This window comes from Maricaulis sp. (genome assembly GCF_030149235.1).
Classification (GTDB): domain Bacteria; phylum Pseudomonadota; class Alphaproteobacteria; order Caulobacterales; family Maricaulaceae; genus Maricaulis.
Map to the genome: position 1 here is coordinate 1 of NZ_JASBRW010000034.1, position 17,710 is coordinate 17,710.

Genomic DNA, 17,710 nt, shown 5'->3' on the forward strand with positions numbered 1-17,710 from the left:
AGGGGGCTGGATTCGAACCAGCGTACGCATAGCGGGCAGATTTACAGTCTGCTGGATTTAACCACTCTCCCACCCCTCCACAGGGTGGTTCCGATCCTTGGGAGCCGGACCGGAACGGCGTCTGCAACAAAGCCTCTCGAAGCCCGCGCTTGCGTGCTATGCACGCCGCAAATTTCGATACCGCCCTGAAACAGGAGCGCGGACTATAGTGACGAAGCCCCCTATTCGCAACACTCGCAAACGCACCGATTACACAAGACGCTCCAAGCCTGCTGGCGCAGGTGATTCCGGCTGGATCTGGGGGCGCCATGCCGTGCTCGCTGCAGTCGAAAATCAGCGCCGTGAGATTCGCGCCCTGCACGTCACGCGCAACGCCGCCCGCGACCTGCCGGGCGACACCGCCCACACGATGAGCGAGCCCGACGTGATCGACCGCCTATTGCCGCCTGGCGCCGTACACCAGGGTTTTGCCGCCGAGGTCAGCGCCATCAAGCCGGAACCGGTCAATGCGGTGATGGACCCAACCCACGGGCTGGTTCTGGTACTCGACCAGATCACCGATCCGCACAATGTGGGCGCGATATTGCGCTCCGCCGCCGCTTTCGGCGTGCGGGCCGTCGTGATGCAGGACCGCAAGGCCCCGCCCCTGTTCGGTACGGTGTGCAAGAGTGCGGTCGGTGCCGCCGAGCGGGTGGCCCATGTGCGCGTCACCAATATCGCTGATACAATTCTGGACATGCGCAAGGCTGGACGTTTTGCTATCGGGCTGGCCGGCGAAGGCGAGACCGATCTGGCCGAGGCCATCGCCGGGCCTGACAACAAGGGCTATGGCCCTGGCCTCGTCCTGGTCATGGGTTCGGAGGAAAAGGGCATCCGGCCGCGCGTTCGCGAAGCCTGTGACGTGCTGGCGCGCATCCCGATGAGCGACAAGGTGGAAAGCCTCAACGTCTCCAACGCGGCCGCAATATCGCTCTACGAAGCGGCGAAGTGGCGCCCCGCACGCAGCGAGGCGCCCTAGGCTTATTCCGCGTTACCGATGCGCAGCACGGTGCGGCCATTGCGGCGCCAGTTCACCGAACCTTCGACATCGTCGATATTCACATCGCCGGAGCCGCTTTCGACCACGGTGACATTCACGGCCGTGCCGTCAAAACGGATATCGCCAGAGCCGTGGATACGCGCTTCCATCGGCTCCGCGCGGCCGCCGCGGACATGGATATCGCCGGAACCGTTGATGCGCGCCGAGAAGGCGCCGTTCATATTGTCGACCTGGACATCACCGGAACCGGAGACATTGATCGCCAGGTCGCCAATGGAGCCGAGCTCGACATCACCGGACCCATTGATGGAGATATCGACGCCGCCGTCCACGTCAGCCAGCGCAACATCGCCGGAGCCGGAAATACCGATTGAGGTGTCGCCGCCGACCTCGGTGAGGACGACATCGCCGGAGCCGTTGATGGAGATGTCGGCGGTACCGCCAACCGTCCGGGCCGTCACATCACCAGACCCGCTGATATTGACCTGCGCATCGCCGGCCACATCACCGGCGATGAAATCACCACAGCTGGACATGGAAATATCCAGCGACCCCAGATCGCCGGCCTCGCCGACAAAGGCCGCGCGGCGCAGCTCGAAAGCCACGTCGGACGGTGCCGTGATCACCAGGCTGGGATATTCCTCGATCGGGTGGCGGTTACGACCCCGGCCGATCTGCATCTGGTCATTGCGGTAGCGGCAGTTGAGGCGGCGCATTTCCTGGCCACCATCAATGGAGACGGTGCCGCCCGTTTCACTGATCACCGGGTCCTCGGCGTGCTCGCCGGAATTGGTCATGGAAACCGTGATGCGATTGCCGGAGCCCTCACGGATTTCGATCTGGCCGATGAAATTCTCGATCATCAGCGCATCGGCATTATAGCTGCCGGACGTGTCCTGGACGGTGGCGCTTGAACCGAAGGCCGCCGTACCGGCCAGAAGAGCGGCCGCACCGGCCAGCAGGGTGAGTTTGAGTGACATGGCTGATCCCCTAGTGAATGTCCCGTTTGATCCCTAGATGCTTCAAACGCCCGGAATGGATGCGATGCACATCATAGTCAGCAGGGTCTTCGCGACACTGTCCGGCTGATGACAGCGCGGTAATGCACCCAGACGCGGTAGGGAAAAAGAGGGATTGAGCCGGGGCGCGTCTCGCACCCCGGCTTCATTCACATCAGGACAAGCCGCCGCCTAGCTGGGCCAGAGCTGGTACACCGCCGTGGCGATAATGGTGCCGATGGCATAGCCGAAGACGCCGACCAGAACGCCTGGCGTGACCAGATCCTTCCAGCCCTTCGCCGCAGCGAGGGCGGGCGCCGTGGTGGCACCGAGGATGGCCGCATTGGACGCCGTAATCAGTTCCGGCAGGGACAGTCGGAACAGCGAACCCAGCCCGAAAGTCACCAGGCCGTGCACCGAAAGGAGGATGGCGATCAGGCCGATCAGCACCGGTGCCGACTGGACAAGACCGACGACATCGGCGCCCGCCGCGATGGCGGCGAAGAAGACGAAGCTCAGACCGAGGCCGAGCTCATAGCCACCATGCAGACGGGCCATGGTTTTCGGGATCAGCGTCGCCGGAATCAGGGCCAGGACCGTGATGATGGCATAGCGCCAATTGCCCCAGGCCTCGCCGAAATTCTCGCGCAGATAGCCGGTAATGAGATCGCCCAGCACCACAACCACGAGGGCGAAGGTGATCGAGATGGTCAGCGTCATCGCCGTCGGTTTGCCGTTCTCCTCAACCTCAACCTCGCCCTCGGAATGATCCCGGTCGACGAAGCGTTTTGAAATCCAGGCAATCCCCGGCATCACAGCAAGGAAGGCCAGGAAGAGGCCGGAAAAGAGATTGTCGACCGCCGTGGCCGCCGAGACGAAATTCGGGTCGTTGGCCCGCAGGCCGGTCAAATCGACAAGCGCCGCGTAATTGACCGATCCGCCAATATAGGTGGCCGTAAACGTGCCTGCAGCTGCGGCCTGGTTTTCACCGATATCGATCAGGGAAAACGCCACAACAGCGCCGGCCACGGTCCCCAGCGTCGCCAGCAAGAAGGCTCCGGTCATGCGTGTCGTCTCGAAGAAGATCTTCTTCAGATCGGCCTTCATCAAAAAGAGCGGGATGAGGACCGGTACGAAATAGGTGAAGACGAAGGAATAGCCCGGCGAGGATTGCGGGATCAGGCCGATATTGGACGCCAAGATGGCAAACAGGATGGCCCAGACCGCACCGGTGAGCAGCGCGCCGATGCGCGTCTTCTCCATGGCAAAGCCCAGAGCGGCGATGACGAACAGGGCGGCAACCGCGGCAAAGGCGTTGTCGGCGGGAATGAAAGACATGAAGCTACTCCGGGAAGTTCAATTCAGGCCGCGCCGGCCTTTTCACTGTCGATCGCATTGGCGCGCTGATAGGCAGGCCGGGACATAATACGTTCCAGATAGGCGGCAAATACGGGATCGGGTTCCATCATCTGGAATTGGGTCAGAAAACCCACCGTCGCACCGATGGTGACATCAGCGGCGGAGAAGGTGTTGTTGACGAGATAATCCTGACCGTCGAGCCCGGCATGCAGTGTCGCCAGAACCCGTTCCCAATCACCCCAGCCCACAGAGGCTCCCGGTGAGGTCTTGCCGGTGGCGTGCTCGAAACAGGCCGGCTCGATCGCGGCAGAGCCGAAGAACAACCAGCGCAGATAGCTGGCCCGGCCGGGTGCGCCGATGGCCGGAGCCAGGCCGGCATCGGGATAGGCGTCTGCCAGGAAGGCACAGATCGCGGCGGTCTCGGTGACCACTTCATGGCCGACGCGCAGGGCCGGAACCTTGCGCATCGGATTGACCTCGGCATAGGCCTCGCGGGCGATGTCATCGCGGATATTGACGTCGACCAGGTCGTACTCCGCCCCCGTCTCCTCCAGCATCCAGAGTGCCGTGCGGCAGCGGGTTTGCGGGCAATAATAGAGGCTTAAAGCCATCTCAGCTCTCCTCGACATAAGCGTCGGCTTCGATCTCGATCAGGAATTCCGGAGCAATGAAACGCGACACCTCGATCATGGTCGTGGCCGGCTCATTTCCCTTGAAACGCTCGCCATGCACCTCGCCGAAGGCCTGGTGATGCGCTTCGATATCGGTGACGAACATGCGGGTGCGGACGATGTCGCTGAAGCTGGCATCGAGCTGCCCCAGCGCGTTCTCGATAATGTCGAAACAGCGCCGCGCCTGCCCGGCCGGGTCACCGACCGCCACCGGCGCGCCGTTTTCGTCAACGGCGACCGTTCCGGTCACCCAGACATGATTGCCGCGCCGGATCGCGCGGCAATAGCCGACCTCTTTCTCCCAGCGCGCGCCGGTAAAGGCGCGCCGCGTGCCGCCCACGCTCAGGTCTCCTGCTCCGTCGCCAGGATATCCAGCGCAATCGCTGTCATCGCCTCGGCCGCCTGGCCAATCGTCTCCGCCGGGTCATCCGGAGCGAAGAAGGGCGAGTGGTTGGAGGGAATGGCAATACCCTGGTCGAGATAGGATTGCAGCCGCTCCTGCGTCGTGCCGCCCACCCAGAACATGAAAGTCGGGATGTTTTCCTCGGTGCGGTGATATTGCGAGAAATCCTCTCCGCCCATGATCGGTGGCACTTCCGCCACGGCATCACTGCCGAACCGCGTCCGCATGGCGCTGACCGCGCGGGCCGCAAGCTCCGGGTTGTTGTACAGCGCCGGCGTATAGGTCTCCTCGATCTCGACACGCGGATACTCTTCCGGTGTCAGGCCGTAGGAGGCCGCCTGGCCTTCAGCGATGCGGCGGATGCCATCGAGCAGGTATTGCCGCGTTTCGTCGGAATAGGAGCGCACGGTGAGCTGAAGATGCGCCTCATCGGAGATGATGTTGTGCTTGAGGCCGGCATTGAAGGCCCCGACCGTCACTACGCCCGGCTCGAGCGGGTTGATCTCGCGCGACATCAGGCCCTGCAGGTTCACCACGATCTGGGAAGCGAGATAGATCGGGTCCTTGGTCGTGTGCGGATAGGCACCATGCCCGCCACGGCCGCGGACATAGAGGTCGACGGTGTCGACATTGGCCATGGCAAAACCCGGGTGATAGGTGATCTGCCCCACCGGCACGGCCGCGAACGTATGGAATGAGACGTTGAAGTCCGGCGTCGGGAAGCGGGTATAGAGCCCGTCCTGGATCATCGCCACGGCCCCCAGGCCGATCTCCTCGGCCGGCTGGCCGATCAGCACCAGCGTGCCCGACCACTCATCCGTGCGCTCAACCAGTTGCCGCGCCGCGCCGACCAGGGCCGTCATGTGCGTATCATGGGCACAGGCATGCATGACCGGTTGTTCTTCATTGAAACGGTTCATGCCGACAACGCGCGAGGCGTAGGACATGCCGGTATCTTCCACCACCGGCAGACCATCCATGTCAGCCCGCAGCATCAGGGTCGGCCCCTCGCCATTCTGCAGCACGGCGACAACGCCGGTCCCACCGACGCCTTCGGTCACTTCAAATCCAACCCCGCGCAGCTCTTCGGCCAACCGCGCTGCCGTCTCGACTTCCATGAAGGAGAGCTCGGGATTGGCGTGGAAATGCTCGTACAGCCCCTGAAGGTGGGCAGCGTAGTCATCGCGGATGGCCTGGCGCAGCGCATCATCGCCAACGGCAGCGGCGACCTCGACCGCCGCCGCAGCGCCATCACTGGGGGCAGCGCCCTCTGTTGTCGCAGCAGTATCCTCAGCCGGTTGTGTACAGGCGGCCAGAACCATCGCCGCAGCGGCGCTCATCCAAATTCGCTTCATCATGATCCCCTTCCCAAAGGCCTGGCGCTCATACCAGCCCAGACTCTGGGGTCAGGTCAAATGATTAGACCTATTCGCCCGACACCAATCGCGCCGGGGCCGGCATGTGACACGCCTCCATCACCGCCGGCGGCGTCTCGAAGAAGAATTCATGCGTGCGATTGCGATAGCGCGCCTTGGCGTCATGGAAGGCCTGCCCGCGCGTATCCATCACCTCGTAGCGCGGCTGCTCCGCCGTCGGCAGATCCCCCGCGACCCGCATGGACAGGATCGGATCGGGCCCATCCTCCGGCGCAATGACGCCGCTATTGATATTGCGATCGCCGCGCTGCACCGCCTGGACATGCTCCATGCCGTCAATCACCCGGCCAAACACGCTCATATTGCGGTCGAGATAGCGCGGCGCCTGGCCGGTGACGATGTAGAATTCGGTATCGCCAGTGTCCGGGTCATTATCCCGCGCCATGGCCATGACACCGGGGCAATGCAGGGCCCAGACCTCGTCTCCGGCGGCGTTCATCCCGGCCGCGAAACCGTCCACATGACCAACCTGGTCGGCATAATGATCGGGATCCATCATCGGCGTGAAAGCGACGCCATCCGCCGGAGCGACGAACTCGCGCGTCAGCGGCGGGAAGGCCTCCAGCGGCCCCGTGCCCTCACCTTCTCCGCGCCCGCCCTGGACAACAAAACCATCAATGACCCGGTAAAAGCTCAGCCCGTCATAAAAGCCGGCCCGCGCGGCCTCGCGCATGCGGGCGGCGTGGTTGGGCGCAAAGACGCTGGAGAGCTCGACGGCGACGGTGCCGTCCAGTGTCTCGATCAGGAGCAGGTTTTCCGGATCGACCGGGCGCCAGTCGGGGATGCCAGTGAAGTCGGGGGGAGCGACAGGTTCAGGCAGCGGCGCCGTGCGCGCTTCATCGCGCCGTTCCGGCAGCGGCAATGACGTCGCACAGCCGGCCAGGATCGCGCTGAAAATGACGAGAAAAAACTTGCCGCCCATTTCCCCAACTTTCACCGCCCTTAAGCCTTAGCCACGGCCGGTTCTTATCAGGCGTTAACGTCTATCGGATGCGCCGCACACGCAAGGATCGGAGTCAGAATCTGCGGTTTAAATGACGTGTGGTTGCGTGAGGGGGATGGAGGGGTGAGAAATGGGTACGTGTCCTCCTGAATTTCGTGTCCCGCTGCATTTCCGAGGCGCGACTGGCCAGCTTGAGCACTCGATCCAGTTTAACTCACCAAACATACTCTGAACATCTAAGGCAGATCGCGAAAGCCTCGAATTGATGTTTCCAGGATTACCGAACTAGCTTCGGGGCTTCCGCCTGACAAACGTAGAGCACTTATCGATGCAAGGCACTGATTCAATATGGCCCGGAGTTCGGCTGATGTCCCCACAAATGTCCCCAAATTGAAAACCTCTACCTCAAACCGATTGTCGACCACACAAACGCGGAGCAAAATCCCCCCGCTATCCGTCGCATTGTAACAACCGCCAAACAGCCAAGCGTTGAAGATGGCAGATGCGAGCTCTGAACCAAAAGACACCGGGTCGAAAATTTCAAACCTAACCTCCCTGCCACCTCCCTGAGCAATCAACGTCGCGTCTTGTAAACCGGTCCCCAAGTCTCCCGAATCTTCGACGAAGAAGACCTCTAATTGATCCAGCTCCATATGCTGTCCCTCCGTCGTCTCGATCAACGCATTCGTTCTAGCAGCTTTAGTATTGGTTTTGCGCTGCTTAGACCACTCCCATCCATCAGGCGGCAGCTGTGAAAACCCAGAAAAAACGGGGACACGTACCAATTTCAGCGCCGAAAAAAGGTGTGTGTCCCCGTTTTTCCGAAAGCTGGAGCGGTAAGGGGAAATAGGTACGTGTCCCCGTTTATTTAGGGTACGTGTCCCCGTTTATTTATGCAGGCGCGCTGAAGCAGATTGAGATAGAGCGCGTAGTCCTCATCGCTGAAGAAGGTCTGCTGACCGCGGTTTCCCCTTTGGGTCACATGATGGGGAATAGTCGGGAAGAACGAAACGCGCAGCGCGGGGCATGGTTGCATTCTTGTGCAAGCAGCCCTGAATTACAACCCAATGGGGAAATTGAGGCGCAGGAATAAAGTGTCAGTCCCATTTTCTACAGTTTTTATTGTGCCTGTCCCAGTTCTTAGTCAGCTTTAGATAGCAAGCTGACTTTTAATTTCCCCGCTACACTCGATGGCCCCCTCGATTGACGCGAACATGGACTGTATTTCGCCATCTAAAACCCCGTCACCATACGCAAATAGAATTCGCCCCTGAGGACGCGGTATTCGGTAAAAAATCATGTAGATTGCGTCGTCTTCATCATAATAATAATAAGCTTGACGCTCAACAATCCGTCTCCCGCCGTAATCCGCCTCTAGACTTTCAAAAATCGTCGCGAATTCATCATCCACGTCCAGATTCTCTTCAAACCGGTAACAATACTCCATATCCAATGATCCAGTGGACGCACTCTGGTTTGCGTAGCCGTGACTGAAAAAAACGGGGACACGCACCAATTTTTCCATCCCCGAACCACACCTCGAAGCAAAATACTCGCAGGAGTTGCATTTCCGCGACGCACTGATACCCTTTCAGCATGCCCCGCCGCGGCCGGATAGTCCTGCCTGGCTTCCCCCATCATATGACCCAGCGGAATAACTGGGACAGACACATTTAATGTAGCAACCGGGCAGAAAAATGTGTCTGTCCCATTTCCTTGAGCGACTCTATCCGCCCCGGCTGACGGTTCAATCCACCGCAATTTCTGATATCTGAATGCCAGATGAAAGCGCGGGTCCGACTGCGTTCAGCTTTGCGCTGGCAGTCTCACCTCGAATAATGAGTGAGGGACACAAGATGAGTCTTTTTCGGATCGCAATCGGTGGCATCGCCCTGGCAGCTGCACAGGCTTTCAGCGCGAGCGCACAGGAAGCCATTCTCTACGAACATGACAATTTCCAGGGTCGCAGCATCCGGATTACCGCGGATACGCCAAATCTGGACCGTACCGGCCTGAACGACCGTGTCTCTTCCATCCGCATCATTTCCGGCACCTGGGAGTTTTGCCGGCATGCGAACTATGGCGGCTCCTGCTTCACGGCCGACAATGATCGCCGCAGCCTCGGTGGCTTCAATGACCAGATGTCCTCGGCGCGCGCGGCCGGCGTTTGGCGCGACGACAGAGGCCGCCACGATGGTGACGGATACTGGGATGATCGCCGGGATCGGGACGATCGCTGGGACGACCGGCGCGGACGCGGCGACCGTGGCGGGCGTGGCCGGGGTCGCGGAGCCTCGGAAATCACGCTGTATTCCGGCCCGAACTATACCGGCCAGTCCATCACGCTGAGCGGTCCTGCCGACAATCTGCGCAGCTATAACTTCAACGACCGGGCGCGCTCGATCCGCATCCAGGGACGTGGCTCCTGGCAGGTCTGCCAGCACGCGAATTATGGCGGCGCCTGCATGCAGATCAGCGAAGACCGGCCCTATCTGGGTGGCGGCATGGCGGGCCAGGCCTCGTCTGCATCACCTGACTACAACTCCAATCGCCGAGGGACGCGCCCGCGTGAAGGTGTCTGGCTCTTCGATGGCCGCGACTTCGCAGGCCAGCGTTACGAGACGGTCAATGACATCCCGAACCTGGATAACCGCCGCTTCAACGACCGGGCCGACAGTATCGTGGTGGCGCGTGGAGAGACCTGGGAAGTCTGCGAGGACGCCTATTATCGCGGTCGCTGCGAGATCGTCGACAGTGAGCGCATCTCCGATCTTGGCCGCTACGGCTTCCAGAACCGGATCTCGTCCCTGCGCCGCATCGACGGGTATGGTCGCTGGTAACAGCCCCGACCGGAAACAGAAAAAGGCGAGCCAGCGGCTCGCCTTTTTTGTCTTGTGTGCGGGATCTAGCCTTCGGCACCACCAAATCGTTCGGTCCAGGCCTCGACATCGGTGTCCTCGATCTTCTTGAACAGGACCTCCGGCGGCTCGACTGACTGCCCGACCGGCAAGGCCGTCAGCATGTCGCGGATATCTCCCTTCGGCCAGTCACGCGCATCTTCGGCGATGCCCAGCGCATCGAGGATGGTCGCCGCGGCGTTGGGAATAACCGGCTGGGCGATCTTGGCCATCACCGTCATGTAGTTGAGCGCCGTGCGCACGCCGATCGCAGCCGCAGCCGGGTCAGTCTTGAACTTCGTCCACGGCTCGGCGCGGGTGAGGTATTCATTGCCCAGCGCCCAGATCGCCCGGACCTCGCCCGCAGCCTTGCGGAACTCCATCGCCTCGAAGTGTGTCGCGGCGTCCTTGAGCCGGGTCTCCAGCTCGCCAGCCAGCCAGTCCTCGTCCGCTCCCCATTCACCCCCCTCAGGCACCACGCCCTCAAAGCGGGACTTATTGAAGCGCAGGATACGGTTGACGTAATTGCCCAGCACATTGGCCAGATCGGTGTTGATCAGGCTCTGGAAATGCTCCCAGGTGAAGGCGCTGTCGGAGCCTTCCGGCGCATTGGCGGTGAGATACCAGCGCCAGTAATCGCCCGGCAGGATATCGAGCGCCTGGTCCATGAAGACGCCGCGGTTTTCCGAGGTCGAGAACTTGCCGCCATACCAGGTCAGCCAGTTGAAGGCCTTGAGCTTGTCGACCGACTTCCATGGCTCTTCCGAGCCGAGGATGGTGGCCGGGAAGCTGACGGTGTGGAAGGCGACATTATCCTTGCCCATGAACTGGACATAGGTGACGTCGTCGGCGCCCTTGTCGGTGCGCCACCAGCTTTCCCAGTCGCCATTATTGGCCTCGGCCCATTCCCAGGTCGCGCCAATATAGCCGATCGGGGCATCGAACCAGACATAGAAGACCTTGGTCTCAAAGCCCGGCCGCGCGACGCCATCCTTGGCTACCGGCACACCCCATTTCAGATCACGGGTTATCGAGCGGTCACGCAGGCCTTCATCGAGCCATTTGTAAGCGATCGACTTGGCCAGGGACGGCCACGCGGTGGAGGCATCGACCCAGGCGCGGATCTTGGCTTCCATCTTGGTCTGGATCAGGTGCAGGTGAGCGGTCTCGCGCACTTCCAGATTCTTCGAGCCGGAAATCTTCGAATACGGCTCTTTCAGATCGGTCGGCTCCAGGAGGCGGCCGCAATTATCGCACTGATCCCCGCGCGCGCGCTCAAAGCCACAATGCGGGCAGATACCCTCGACATAACGGTCCGGCAGGAAGCGGTCGTCATCAATAGAGAAGACCTGGTGCTCGACGCGCTCCTCGATCAGGCCCTTCTCCTCGAGCACCGCAGCGAAATGCTGGGTCAGCTCGATATTGGGCGCATTCGAGGTGCGGCCGAAATAATCATAGCTCAGCGAAAAGCCGTCACCGGCGGTCTTCTGGATCTCGTGCTGCTCGTCGCAATAGGCACGCACATCCATGTGGGAGCTGGCTGCCGCCAGTTCGGCCGGCGTGCCGTGCTCGTCAGTGGCGCAGATATAGAGCACGTCATGACCGCGCAGGCGCTGGAAGCGCGCATAGACGTCGGCCGGCAGCATGGATCCGGCGAGATTGCCCAGATGCTTCACCCCGTTGATGTACGGCAGGGCGGAGGTGATCAGGATACGAGCCATGGCAGTTTGATCTTCTTCTTGCGCGAATTTGTGTATGCTTATTCGTCGATCACGCGAAATCCGCATGATCAGGGGACAGGACCGGCACACATACCCGGCCTTGTCAGGGGAGGAAACATATTATGCCACGCCTGTTTGGTCTCAACATCATCACCACACTCATCGCCGGCTTCGCTTTGTGGATGCTGGGCTATGTCTGGTACGGCGTCATCTTTACGGAAAGCTGGGAAGCACTGCAGAACTTCACACCCGAACAATACCAGTATGCCGAAGCCAATATGGGCCCGCTGATGGGCATGGGCTTCCTGATCGCACTGATCTCGTCCGGTTTCCTGGGCTTTGTCCTGCGCAAGATGGGCGTTGAAGGCCTGGTCGACGCGATCAAGATGGCGCTGGTCCTGTGTTTCGGTTTTGTCGTTCTGACCCAGCTCTACGGCCCGGTCTACGCCCTCGCCCCGATGGCACTTTTCTATATCGATGCCTCCTACCAGGTCGTCGGCTTTGCCATCATGGCGGTGATCCATTCCCTGCTCGGCAACTGGATGGTCAAGGACTAGGATAGGGCGTCGACCAGCACACCGGCCACCACGGCCAGATTGGCCACGACACCCAGAACCGGCGCCCAGATCGGGGCGGTAAAGCCCGGCGACGCCTGGCCGCGTGTCTTGTAGCGCACGGCCAGCAGCGCCGCATTGACCAGGGCGAAAACCAGGAGCGTCACGGTCGAGGCGGCGATCGCCAGCGGAGCCAAGGCACCGGACATGGCCAGAATCCAGATGAACAGCCCCGCAGCCGCGGTGGCAAAGACAGGGGTACGGCGCTGCGGGTGGACGACGGCAAAGATGGGCGCAGAGAGTTTGCGATTGGCCAGGCCGTAGAGCACACGTGACGCCATGATGATCTGCACCAGCGCGCCGTTGATCATGGCCAGGACGGCGATGATTGCCACCGGTGCGCCGGGCAGGCCCGTGGCCTGTTCGAACACCGCCGCCAGCGGCCCGCCCTCCTCGGCCAGCACGGCCGGGTCCATCGTGTTGACCGCGACAAAGGACACGGCGACATAGAGCACGGATGACACCGCCAGGGTGATCAGGATGGCCAGCGGAATGGTGCGCTGCGGCCGGCGCGTTTCCTCGGCCATGTTGACGATGTCCTCAAAGCCGATAAAGGCGAAGAAGGCCATCACCGAGGCCGCGAAAATCCCGGCCCAGGGCAGACCATCGACCGGCGGTTCCGGCCAGGCCGGTGCCTGCAGCGCATCGGGTGCCGCCACGGCGATGATCAAAAGCAGGCCCGCCGCCTCGATCAAAGTGATCGCCCCGGCCATCCAGATCGAGGTTCGAACGCCCCACGCCGCCACCGCCACCAGCAGGGCCAGCGCCCCGGTGATCGCCAGCCAGCCCGGCACATCGACGAGCTCGCCGATATAGCCGGCAAAACCGTGCAGCACGACGGCGGAGGAAATGGAACCGGTCAGGGCGACACCATAACCGGCGATCGCCGTCACCCAGCGCCGGTCAAATCCGTTGGCGACATAGGCCGCCTCGCCGGCACTTTCCGGATAGCGCGAACCCAGCTCGGCATAGGACAGGCCGGTCAGGGCCGCCAAAGCGCCCGCCAGCAGGAAGGCCAAGGGCGCATAGCCCCCGGCCGCGCCCGCCATCTCGCCGACCAGGGCATAAATCCCCGCGCCCAGCGTAACGCCGACACCATAAAGCGTGAGCTCGAACGGCCCGATGACCCGGTTGAGTTTTGTCATGGCCTGCGCTTAGCAGAGCCTCCGCCCCACCGCTATAGACACGATCGCCGCAGGGGCTTTCATGGCAGCAAAGCGAGGTGATTTCGACAAGAGATCGCCACCAACAGCAAAAACCCGCGTCCCCACCCCGCCGCGCCGCACCTGGCTCTTGTGCGCGAACGCCACGCACAGTATCTCTCGCCCTCTTCCTGGGCCGGCTTAGCTCAGCTGGTAGAGCACCTGATTTGTAATCAGGGGGTCGGGGGTTCGAGTCCCTCAGCCGGCACCACCCTTCGCGCAGGAGGACCGCCTTTCCGGGCGGGTATCAGGGGGACATCCAAATGAATGCTGTCGCAGACAACCCGTCCATCGTCATTGCCGGAGCGGGCAGTATTGGCTGTTATGTCGGCGGGCGGCTGCTGGAGGCCGGGCGCCGGGTGAGATTCCTGGGCCGTGACCGGATCAAGGCCGAGCTGGCCGAGCATGGTCTCCAGCTGACCCGGTTCGACGACACCAACATCGCCCTGCCCGCCGCCGATATCAAGATGTCCAGCGCGATGGAGACCCTGGCCGGGGCCGACATCATCCTGGTTGCCGTCAAGAGCGGGAATACGGCCGAGATCGGCGAGGCCATCGCCGCCCACGCGCCCGCCCATGCGGTCGTGGTCAGCCTGCAAAACGGCGTCACCAATGCCGACCGGTTGAGCCAGCATGTCGGTGACCGTCCGGTCGTGGCCGGTATGGTGCCGTTCAATGTCGCCGCCCTGGGTGAGGGACGCTTTCACCAGGGCACGTCCGGCACAATCCTGATTGCTGAGGGCGTCACCGGTCTGCGCGACGGACTGAATTGTGCGAACCTCGAGGTCGAGACCAGCGATGACATGCCCGCCGTGATGTGGGGCAAGCTGATGATCAATCTCAACAATGCCCTCAACGCCCTGTCCGGCCTCCCGCTCAAACAGCAGCTGGAGAATGCCGGCTGGCGAGGCCTGATGGCGGACCAGATCGCCGAGGCCATGGCCCTGCTCAAGGCCGCCGGGATCAAGCCCAAACCGGCCACACCTCTACCCCCGGCCCTCATCCCCTTCGTCCTGCGCCTGCCAACCCCGATCTTCCGCATCGTCGCGGCACAGATGATCAAGATCGACCCCCTCGCGCGCTCCTCCATGTGGGAAGACCTCGACAAACGCCGCTCGACCGAGATCGACGAACTCCAGGGCGCGGCGCTGGAACTGGCCGGCCAGGTCGGAATGGAATTGCCACTGTGCGCGCGCGTGGCCGAGCTGGTGAAGGCGGCCGATGCGGCCAAGGCCGGTTCGCCGGGCCTGAGCGTGGAGGACGTGCGGGCGGGGGTTTAGGGAATCCCCAAGACCTTTCGCCACACCCCACTGCCAATTCCGGCGACCAGTGCTAAGTCTCCTGCATGAAAAGGAGAGCCCATGCTGCTCACGGTCGATCGGCTTGAAAAATCATTTGGTGACGGCGCGGCCCGGCAGCGTGTGTTGCAGGGGGTCAGCCTGTCGCTGGAAGCCGGTGAAAGCCTGGCGGTGACGGGGGAGTCCGGGTCGGGCAAGAGCACGCTCCTGCACCTGATCGGCCTGCTTGATCAACCCGATGCCGGCACGATCACGCTCAAGGGCGAGGTCATCTCCGAACTGGACGAGGCCGGACGCGCAGCGCGGCGGCGTGATACGATCGGGCTGGTCTTCCAGCAATTCAATCTCGTGCCCTCAATCACTGTAGCGGGCAATCTGGCGCTACAGGCGCGGCTGGCGAAGACGCATGACCCGGCCTGGATCGAGACACTGGCTGAGCGACTGGGCCTGACGGATTATCTGGCCCGCTATCCCGAACAGCTTTCCGGGGGCCAGCAGCAACGCGTCGCCGTGGGCCGGGCGCTAGCGACACGGCCGGCGCTTTTGCTGGCGGATGAACCGACCGGCAATCTTGATGAAGACACGACCCAGGACGTGCTCGCCCTGATGCTGGAGCTGTGCAGCGACAGCGGCACGGCGCTGGTGATGGCAACGCACTCGCAGGCCGCCGCCAAGCAATTGACCCGGCATGAACACCTGACCGGTGGAATGCTGTCGTGACCCTGACGGCGCTGATCGCGCTTTTATCGCACTGGCGCCGCAAGCCGGGCCAGCTGGCCACGCTGATCATCGGGCTGGGCCTCGCCACAGCGCTATGGACCAGCGTGCAGGCGATCAATGCCGAAGCGCGGGCCAGCTATGATGAGGCCAGCGCCACGCTGGGCGGCGGTACGGTGATGGTGCTGACCGCAGCGGACGGGCGCATTCCCGTTTCGACCTGGTCACGCCTGCGCCGTGATGGCTGGGCCGCCACACCGGTGATCGAGGGCGAATTCATTGCCGGTCGCGAGCGCTTCACCCTGCGCGGGATCGAACCGCTGAGCGCGCCGGGCGGCGAGGCCGCCATCGCCCCGGGAGACCAGGCCCTGGGCCTGGCTTTCCTCACAGCGCCGGGATTATTGCTGGTGGCCCCGGAAAGCGTTGAGGCTTTAAGGGCCATGGACGGCCTGCCGCCGGTCGAGGCCAGCGCGGCAGTGGCGCGCGGCGAGATCATCACCGATATCGCGGTCGCCGCCCGCCTGCTCGGACGCGGCGATCAGATCGACGCCATTCTCGTCGATACAAGCGCCCGGTCAGGGCTAACGCCGCTCGATCAGCTAGTGCCCGAGCTGGAGCGCCGTACCGGGACCTCCAATGGCGAAGTCGCGCAGTTGACCGGAAGCTTTCATCTCAATCTGACCGCTTTCGGCTTTCTCTCCTTCGCCGTCGGCCTGTTCATCGTCTATGCCGCCATTGGCCTGGCTTTCGAACAACGCCGCGCCACGCTGCGCACGCTGCGGGCGCTGGGCACGCCGGTCTGGTCGATCATGGCGGCTCTGATCCTCGAGGCCTTGGCCCTAGCGCTGCTGGCCGGGGCGATCGGCGTGGTGCTGGGTTATGTCGTCGCCAGTGCGCTCTTGCCTGGCGTCGCAGCGACTTTGCGCGGGCTTTACGGCGCCAGTGTTTCCGGTGCCCTGGCCGTGCGCCCGGAATGGTGGGTGTCCGGCTTTGCCATCGCCGTGCTCGGCGCGCTGGCCGCCACCGCGCTATCGATCCGCCGCGCCGCCACCCTGCCCCTGCTGGCCTCGGCCCAGCCGCGTGCCTGGGCGCTGGCCTCAGCACGGCGCTTTGTGCAGCAGGCGATGGTCGCCGGCGGGCTGCTCCTCATCGCAGCCCTGATCCCGCAATTCTTCTCCGGCATCATCGCCGGCTTTGCCCTTCTGGCCTGTCTCCTCGTCGGCGCCGCGGTGATCCTGCCGCCCGCCCTCGCCCTCGTCCTGCACCTGATCCAGCGCATCGCCCGCGGCCCGATCGCGGAATGGTTCCTCGCTGATACACGCCAGCAATTACCCGGGCTCTCCCTTGCCCTGATGGCGCTGATGCTGGCCCTGGCAACCAATATCGGTGTCGGCACCATGGTCTCCAGCTTCCGCCTCACTTTTGAAGGCTGGCTCGATCAGCGCCTGGCCGCCGAGCTTTATGTCACCACCAGCGACGAGGCACAGTCCGAACAGATCCGCCAATGGCTCGAGCCGCGCACCGATGCGGTGCTGCCGATCTGGAATGCCGACACCGAGATCGCCGGCCGGCCGGGCGAGGTCTATGGCGTCATTGATCACGCCACCTATCGTGACAACTGGCCTTTGCTGACGGCCACGGAGGATGCCTGGGACGTAATCGCAGCCGGCGATGGCGTGCTGGTCAATGAGCAAAGCTGGCGCACGCTCGGCCTCAGCCTGGGCGATCCGGTTGAACTGGACAGCGGCAGCCCGCTCACCCTGGTCGGTGTCTATTCCGATTATGGCAATCCCAATGCCCAGGCGATTATCGGCCTCGACGCCCTCACCGCGCGCTATGGCGAAACGGTCTCACGGCTGCGCTACGGCCTGCGCCTGGCGCCGGAGGAGGTCGCGACACTGTCCGAGGCGCTGCAGGCCGAATTCGACCTGCCGGCCAATGGCGTGATCGATCAGGCCTCGATCAAGGCCTTTTCGCTCGCCGTGTTCGAGCGCACATTTGCGGTCACGGCGGCGCTCAACGTGCTGACCCTGTCGGTGGCCGCCTTTGCCATGTTCGCCAGCCTTTTAACGCTCGCCTCCATGCGTCTGCCGCAATTGGCCCCGGTCTGGGCGCTGGGTCTGAGCCGGGCGAGCCTAGCCAGGCTGGAGCTCTTGCGCGCGAGCGTGCTGGCGCTATTGACTTGGCTCATCGCCCTGCCGACCGGACTGATTCTGGCCTGGGTGCTGCTGGCCGTGGTGAATGTCGAAGCCTTTGGCTGGCGCCTGCCCATGCATGTCTTCCCGCTCGACTGGCTGATCCTGGCCGGTCTCGCCGTCCTCGCTGCCCTGATCGCGGCGCTCTTGCCCGCACGCAGCCTGATCAAGCGGCCACCGCGCGAGTTTCTCCAGATTTTTGCCCAGGAGCGCTGAG

Annotated in this window: 16 protein-coding genes and 1 tRNA gene; 7 read left to right on the forward strand and 10 right to left on the reverse strand. The window is 62.7% G+C overall.

The genetic code is table 11. The features are described 5' to 3' along the window. The first annotated feature begins 208 nt into the window (after positions 1-208). Entirely contained in the window at positions 209-1,018 is an 810-nt protein-coding gene (rlmB, locus tag Q1V51_RS04910) for a 23S rRNA (guanosine(2251)-2'-O)-methyltransferase RlmB (RefSeq protein ID WP_300553640.1), read from the forward strand. 2 nt (positions 1,019-1,020) lie between these two features. Here rlmB and Q1V51_RS04915 read toward each other — a convergent pair whose 3' ends face one another. The 8 genes from Q1V51_RS04915 to Q1V51_RS04950 all read right to left on the reverse strand — a co-directional run bounded on the left by Q1V51_RS04915 (position 1,021) and on the right by Q1V51_RS04950 (position 8,374). Continuing rightward, the gene (locus Q1V51_RS04915; protein WP_300553643.1) at positions 1,021-2,019 is read right to left on the reverse strand and encodes a DUF2807 domain-containing protein; all 999 of its coding nucleotides are present in this window, start codon (positions 2,017-2,019) and stop codon (positions 1,021-1,023) included. A 210-nt stretch (positions 2,020-2,229) separates the two neighbouring features. Then, positions 2,230-3,375, reverse strand: coding sequence for a DUF819 family protein (locus Q1V51_RS04920; RefSeq protein WP_300553646.1), 1,146 nt, complete (start codon positions 3,373-3,375; stop codon positions 2,230-2,232). A 23-nt stretch (positions 3,376-3,398) separates the two neighbouring features. Continuing rightward, entirely contained in the window at positions 3,399-4,007 is a 609-nt protein-coding gene (locus Q1V51_RS04925) for a glutathione S-transferase family protein (protein WP_300553648.1), read from the reverse strand. 1 nt (position 4,008) lies between these two features. Continuing rightward, entirely contained in the window at positions 4,009-4,407 is a 399-nt protein-coding gene (locus Q1V51_RS04930; RefSeq protein ID WP_300553651.1) for a RidA family protein, read from the reverse strand. A 2-nt stretch (positions 4,408-4,409) separates the two neighbouring features. Then, positions 4,410-5,828 (reverse strand): amidohydrolase, encoded by a 1,419-nt coding sequence (locus tag Q1V51_RS04935; protein WP_300553654.1) that lies wholly within the window; start codon positions 5,826-5,828, stop codon positions 4,410-4,412. Between the two features lie 67 nt (positions 5,829-5,895). Continuing rightward, positions 5,896-6,828, reverse strand: coding sequence for a peptidylprolyl isomerase (locus tag Q1V51_RS04940; RefSeq protein ID WP_300553657.1), 933 nt, complete (start codon positions 6,826-6,828; stop codon positions 5,896-5,898). Positions 6,829-7,085: 257 nt separating this feature from the next. Continuing rightward, on the reverse strand, positions 7,086-7,502 hold the full coding sequence (locus Q1V51_RS04945) for a hypothetical protein (RefSeq protein ID WP_300553660.1): 417 nt from the start codon (positions 7,500-7,502) through the stop codon (positions 7,086-7,088). Positions 7,503-7,999: 497 nt separating this feature from the next. Further along, positions 8,000-8,374: a hypothetical protein gene (locus Q1V51_RS04950; protein ID WP_300553663.1), complete on the reverse strand. Its 375-nt coding sequence runs from the start codon at positions 8,372-8,374 to the stop codon at positions 8,000-8,002. 331 nt (positions 8,375-8,705) lie between these two features. Between Q1V51_RS04950 and Q1V51_RS04955 the strand changes: the two genes are divergently transcribed. Further along, positions 8,706-9,689, forward strand: a complete 984-nt coding sequence (locus tag Q1V51_RS04955) for a beta/gamma crystallin-related protein (RefSeq protein ID WP_300553666.1) — start codon at positions 8,706-8,708, stop codon at positions 9,687-9,689. Between the two features lie 65 nt (positions 9,690-9,754). On the opposite strand, the gene metG is transcribed toward Q1V51_RS04955, so the two are convergent. Beyond that, positions 9,755-11,533, reverse strand: a complete 1,779-nt coding sequence (gene metG / locus Q1V51_RS04960; protein ID WP_366522706.1) for a methionine--tRNA ligase — start codon at positions 11,531-11,533, stop codon at positions 9,755-9,757. A gap of 56 nt (positions 11,534-11,589) precedes the next feature. On the opposite strand from metG, the gene Q1V51_RS04965 reads away from it, so the two are divergent. After that, complete coding sequence (locus Q1V51_RS04965; RefSeq protein ID WP_300553672.1) at positions 11,590-12,024, forward strand: DUF1761 domain-containing protein; 435 nt, start codon at positions 11,590-11,592, stop codon at positions 12,022-12,024. On the opposite strand, the gene Q1V51_RS04970 is transcribed toward Q1V51_RS04965, so the two are convergent. Beyond that, the gene (locus Q1V51_RS04970) at positions 12,021-13,226 is read right to left on the reverse strand and encodes an amino acid permease (RefSeq protein ID WP_300553675.1); all 1,206 of its coding nucleotides are present in this window, start codon (positions 13,224-13,226) and stop codon (positions 12,021-12,023) included. The two genes, Q1V51_RS04965 and Q1V51_RS04970, sit on opposite strands and share 4 nt — an antisense overlap. Before the next feature lie 192 nt (positions 13,227-13,418). On the opposite strand from Q1V51_RS04970, the gene Q1V51_RS04975 reads away from it, so the two are divergent. The 4 genes from Q1V51_RS04975 to Q1V51_RS04990 all read left to right on the forward strand — a co-directional run bounded on the left by Q1V51_RS04975 (position 13,419) and on the right by Q1V51_RS04990 (position 17,709). Next, a tRNA-Thr gene (locus tag Q1V51_RS04975) sits at positions 13,419-13,494 on the forward strand. A 52-nt stretch (positions 13,495-13,546) separates the two neighbouring features. Beyond that, a complete protein-coding gene (locus Q1V51_RS04980; protein WP_300553678.1) occupies positions 13,547-14,563 on the forward strand; it encodes a 2-dehydropantoate 2-reductase in 1,017 nt (338 codons plus the stop codon). 81 nt (positions 14,564-14,644) lie between these two features. Continuing rightward, complete coding sequence (locus Q1V51_RS04985) at positions 14,645-15,301, forward strand: ABC transporter ATP-binding protein (protein WP_300553680.1); 657 nt, start codon at positions 14,645-14,647, stop codon at positions 15,299-15,301. Next, positions 15,298-17,709 (forward strand): ABC transporter permease, encoded by a 2,412-nt coding sequence (locus Q1V51_RS04990; protein WP_300553683.1) that lies wholly within the window; start codon positions 15,298-15,300, stop codon positions 17,707-17,709. Before Q1V51_RS04985 ends, Q1V51_RS04990 begins: the two co-directional genes overlap by 4 nt. Position 17,710: the final 1 nt, after the last annotated feature.

Excerpts from the sequence above, each read along its gene's own strand:
- Q1V51_RS04925 (WP_300553648.1), bottom strand. The coding sequence starts at position 4,007 with ATGGCTTTAAGCCTCTATTATTGCCCGCAAACCCGCTGCCGCACGGCA.
- metG (WP_366522706.1), bottom strand. The coding sequence starts at position 11,533 with ATGCGGATTTCGCGTGATCGACGAATAAGCATACACAAATTCGCGCAA.
- Q1V51_RS04980 (WP_300553678.1), top strand. The coding sequence starts at position 13,547 with ATGAATGCTGTCGCAGACAACCCGTCCATCGTCATTGCCGGAGCGGGC.
- Q1V51_RS04950 (WP_300553663.1), bottom strand. The coding sequence starts at position 8,374 with ATGGAAAAATTGGTGCGTGTCCCCGTTTTTTTCAGTCACGGCTACGCA.
- Q1V51_RS04920 (WP_300553646.1), bottom strand. The coding sequence starts at position 3,375 with ATGTCTTTCATTCCCGCCGACAACGCCTTTGCCGCGGTTGCCGCCCTG.
- Q1V51_RS04940 (WP_300553657.1), bottom strand. The coding sequence starts at position 6,828 with ATGGGCGGCAAGTTTTTTCTCGTCATTTTCAGCGCGATCCTGGCCGGC.
- Q1V51_RS04935 (WP_300553654.1), bottom strand. The coding sequence starts at position 5,828 with ATGATGAAGCGAATTTGGATGAGCGCCGCTGCGGCGATGGTTCTGGCC.
- Q1V51_RS04945 (WP_300553660.1), bottom strand. The coding sequence starts at position 7,502 with ATGGAGCTGGATCAATTAGAGGTCTTCTTCGTCGAAGATTCGGGAGAC.
- Q1V51_RS04965 (WP_300553672.1), top strand. The coding sequence starts at position 11,590 with ATGCCACGCCTGTTTGGTCTCAACATCATCACCACACTCATCGCCGGC.
- Q1V51_RS04955 (WP_300553666.1), top strand. The coding sequence starts at position 8,706 with ATGAGTCTTTTTCGGATCGCAATCGGTGGCATCGCCCTGGCAGCTGCA.
- Q1V51_RS04985 (WP_300553680.1), top strand. The coding sequence starts at position 14,645 with ATGCTGCTCACGGTCGATCGGCTTGAAAAATCATTTGGTGACGGCGCG.
- Q1V51_RS04970 (WP_300553675.1), bottom strand. The coding sequence starts at position 13,226 with ATGACAAAACTCAACCGGGTCATCGGGCCGTTCGAGCTCACGCTTTAT.
- Q1V51_RS04915 (WP_300553643.1), bottom strand. The coding sequence starts at position 2,019 with ATGTCACTCAAACTCACCCTGCTGGCCGGTGCGGCCGCTCTTCTGGCC.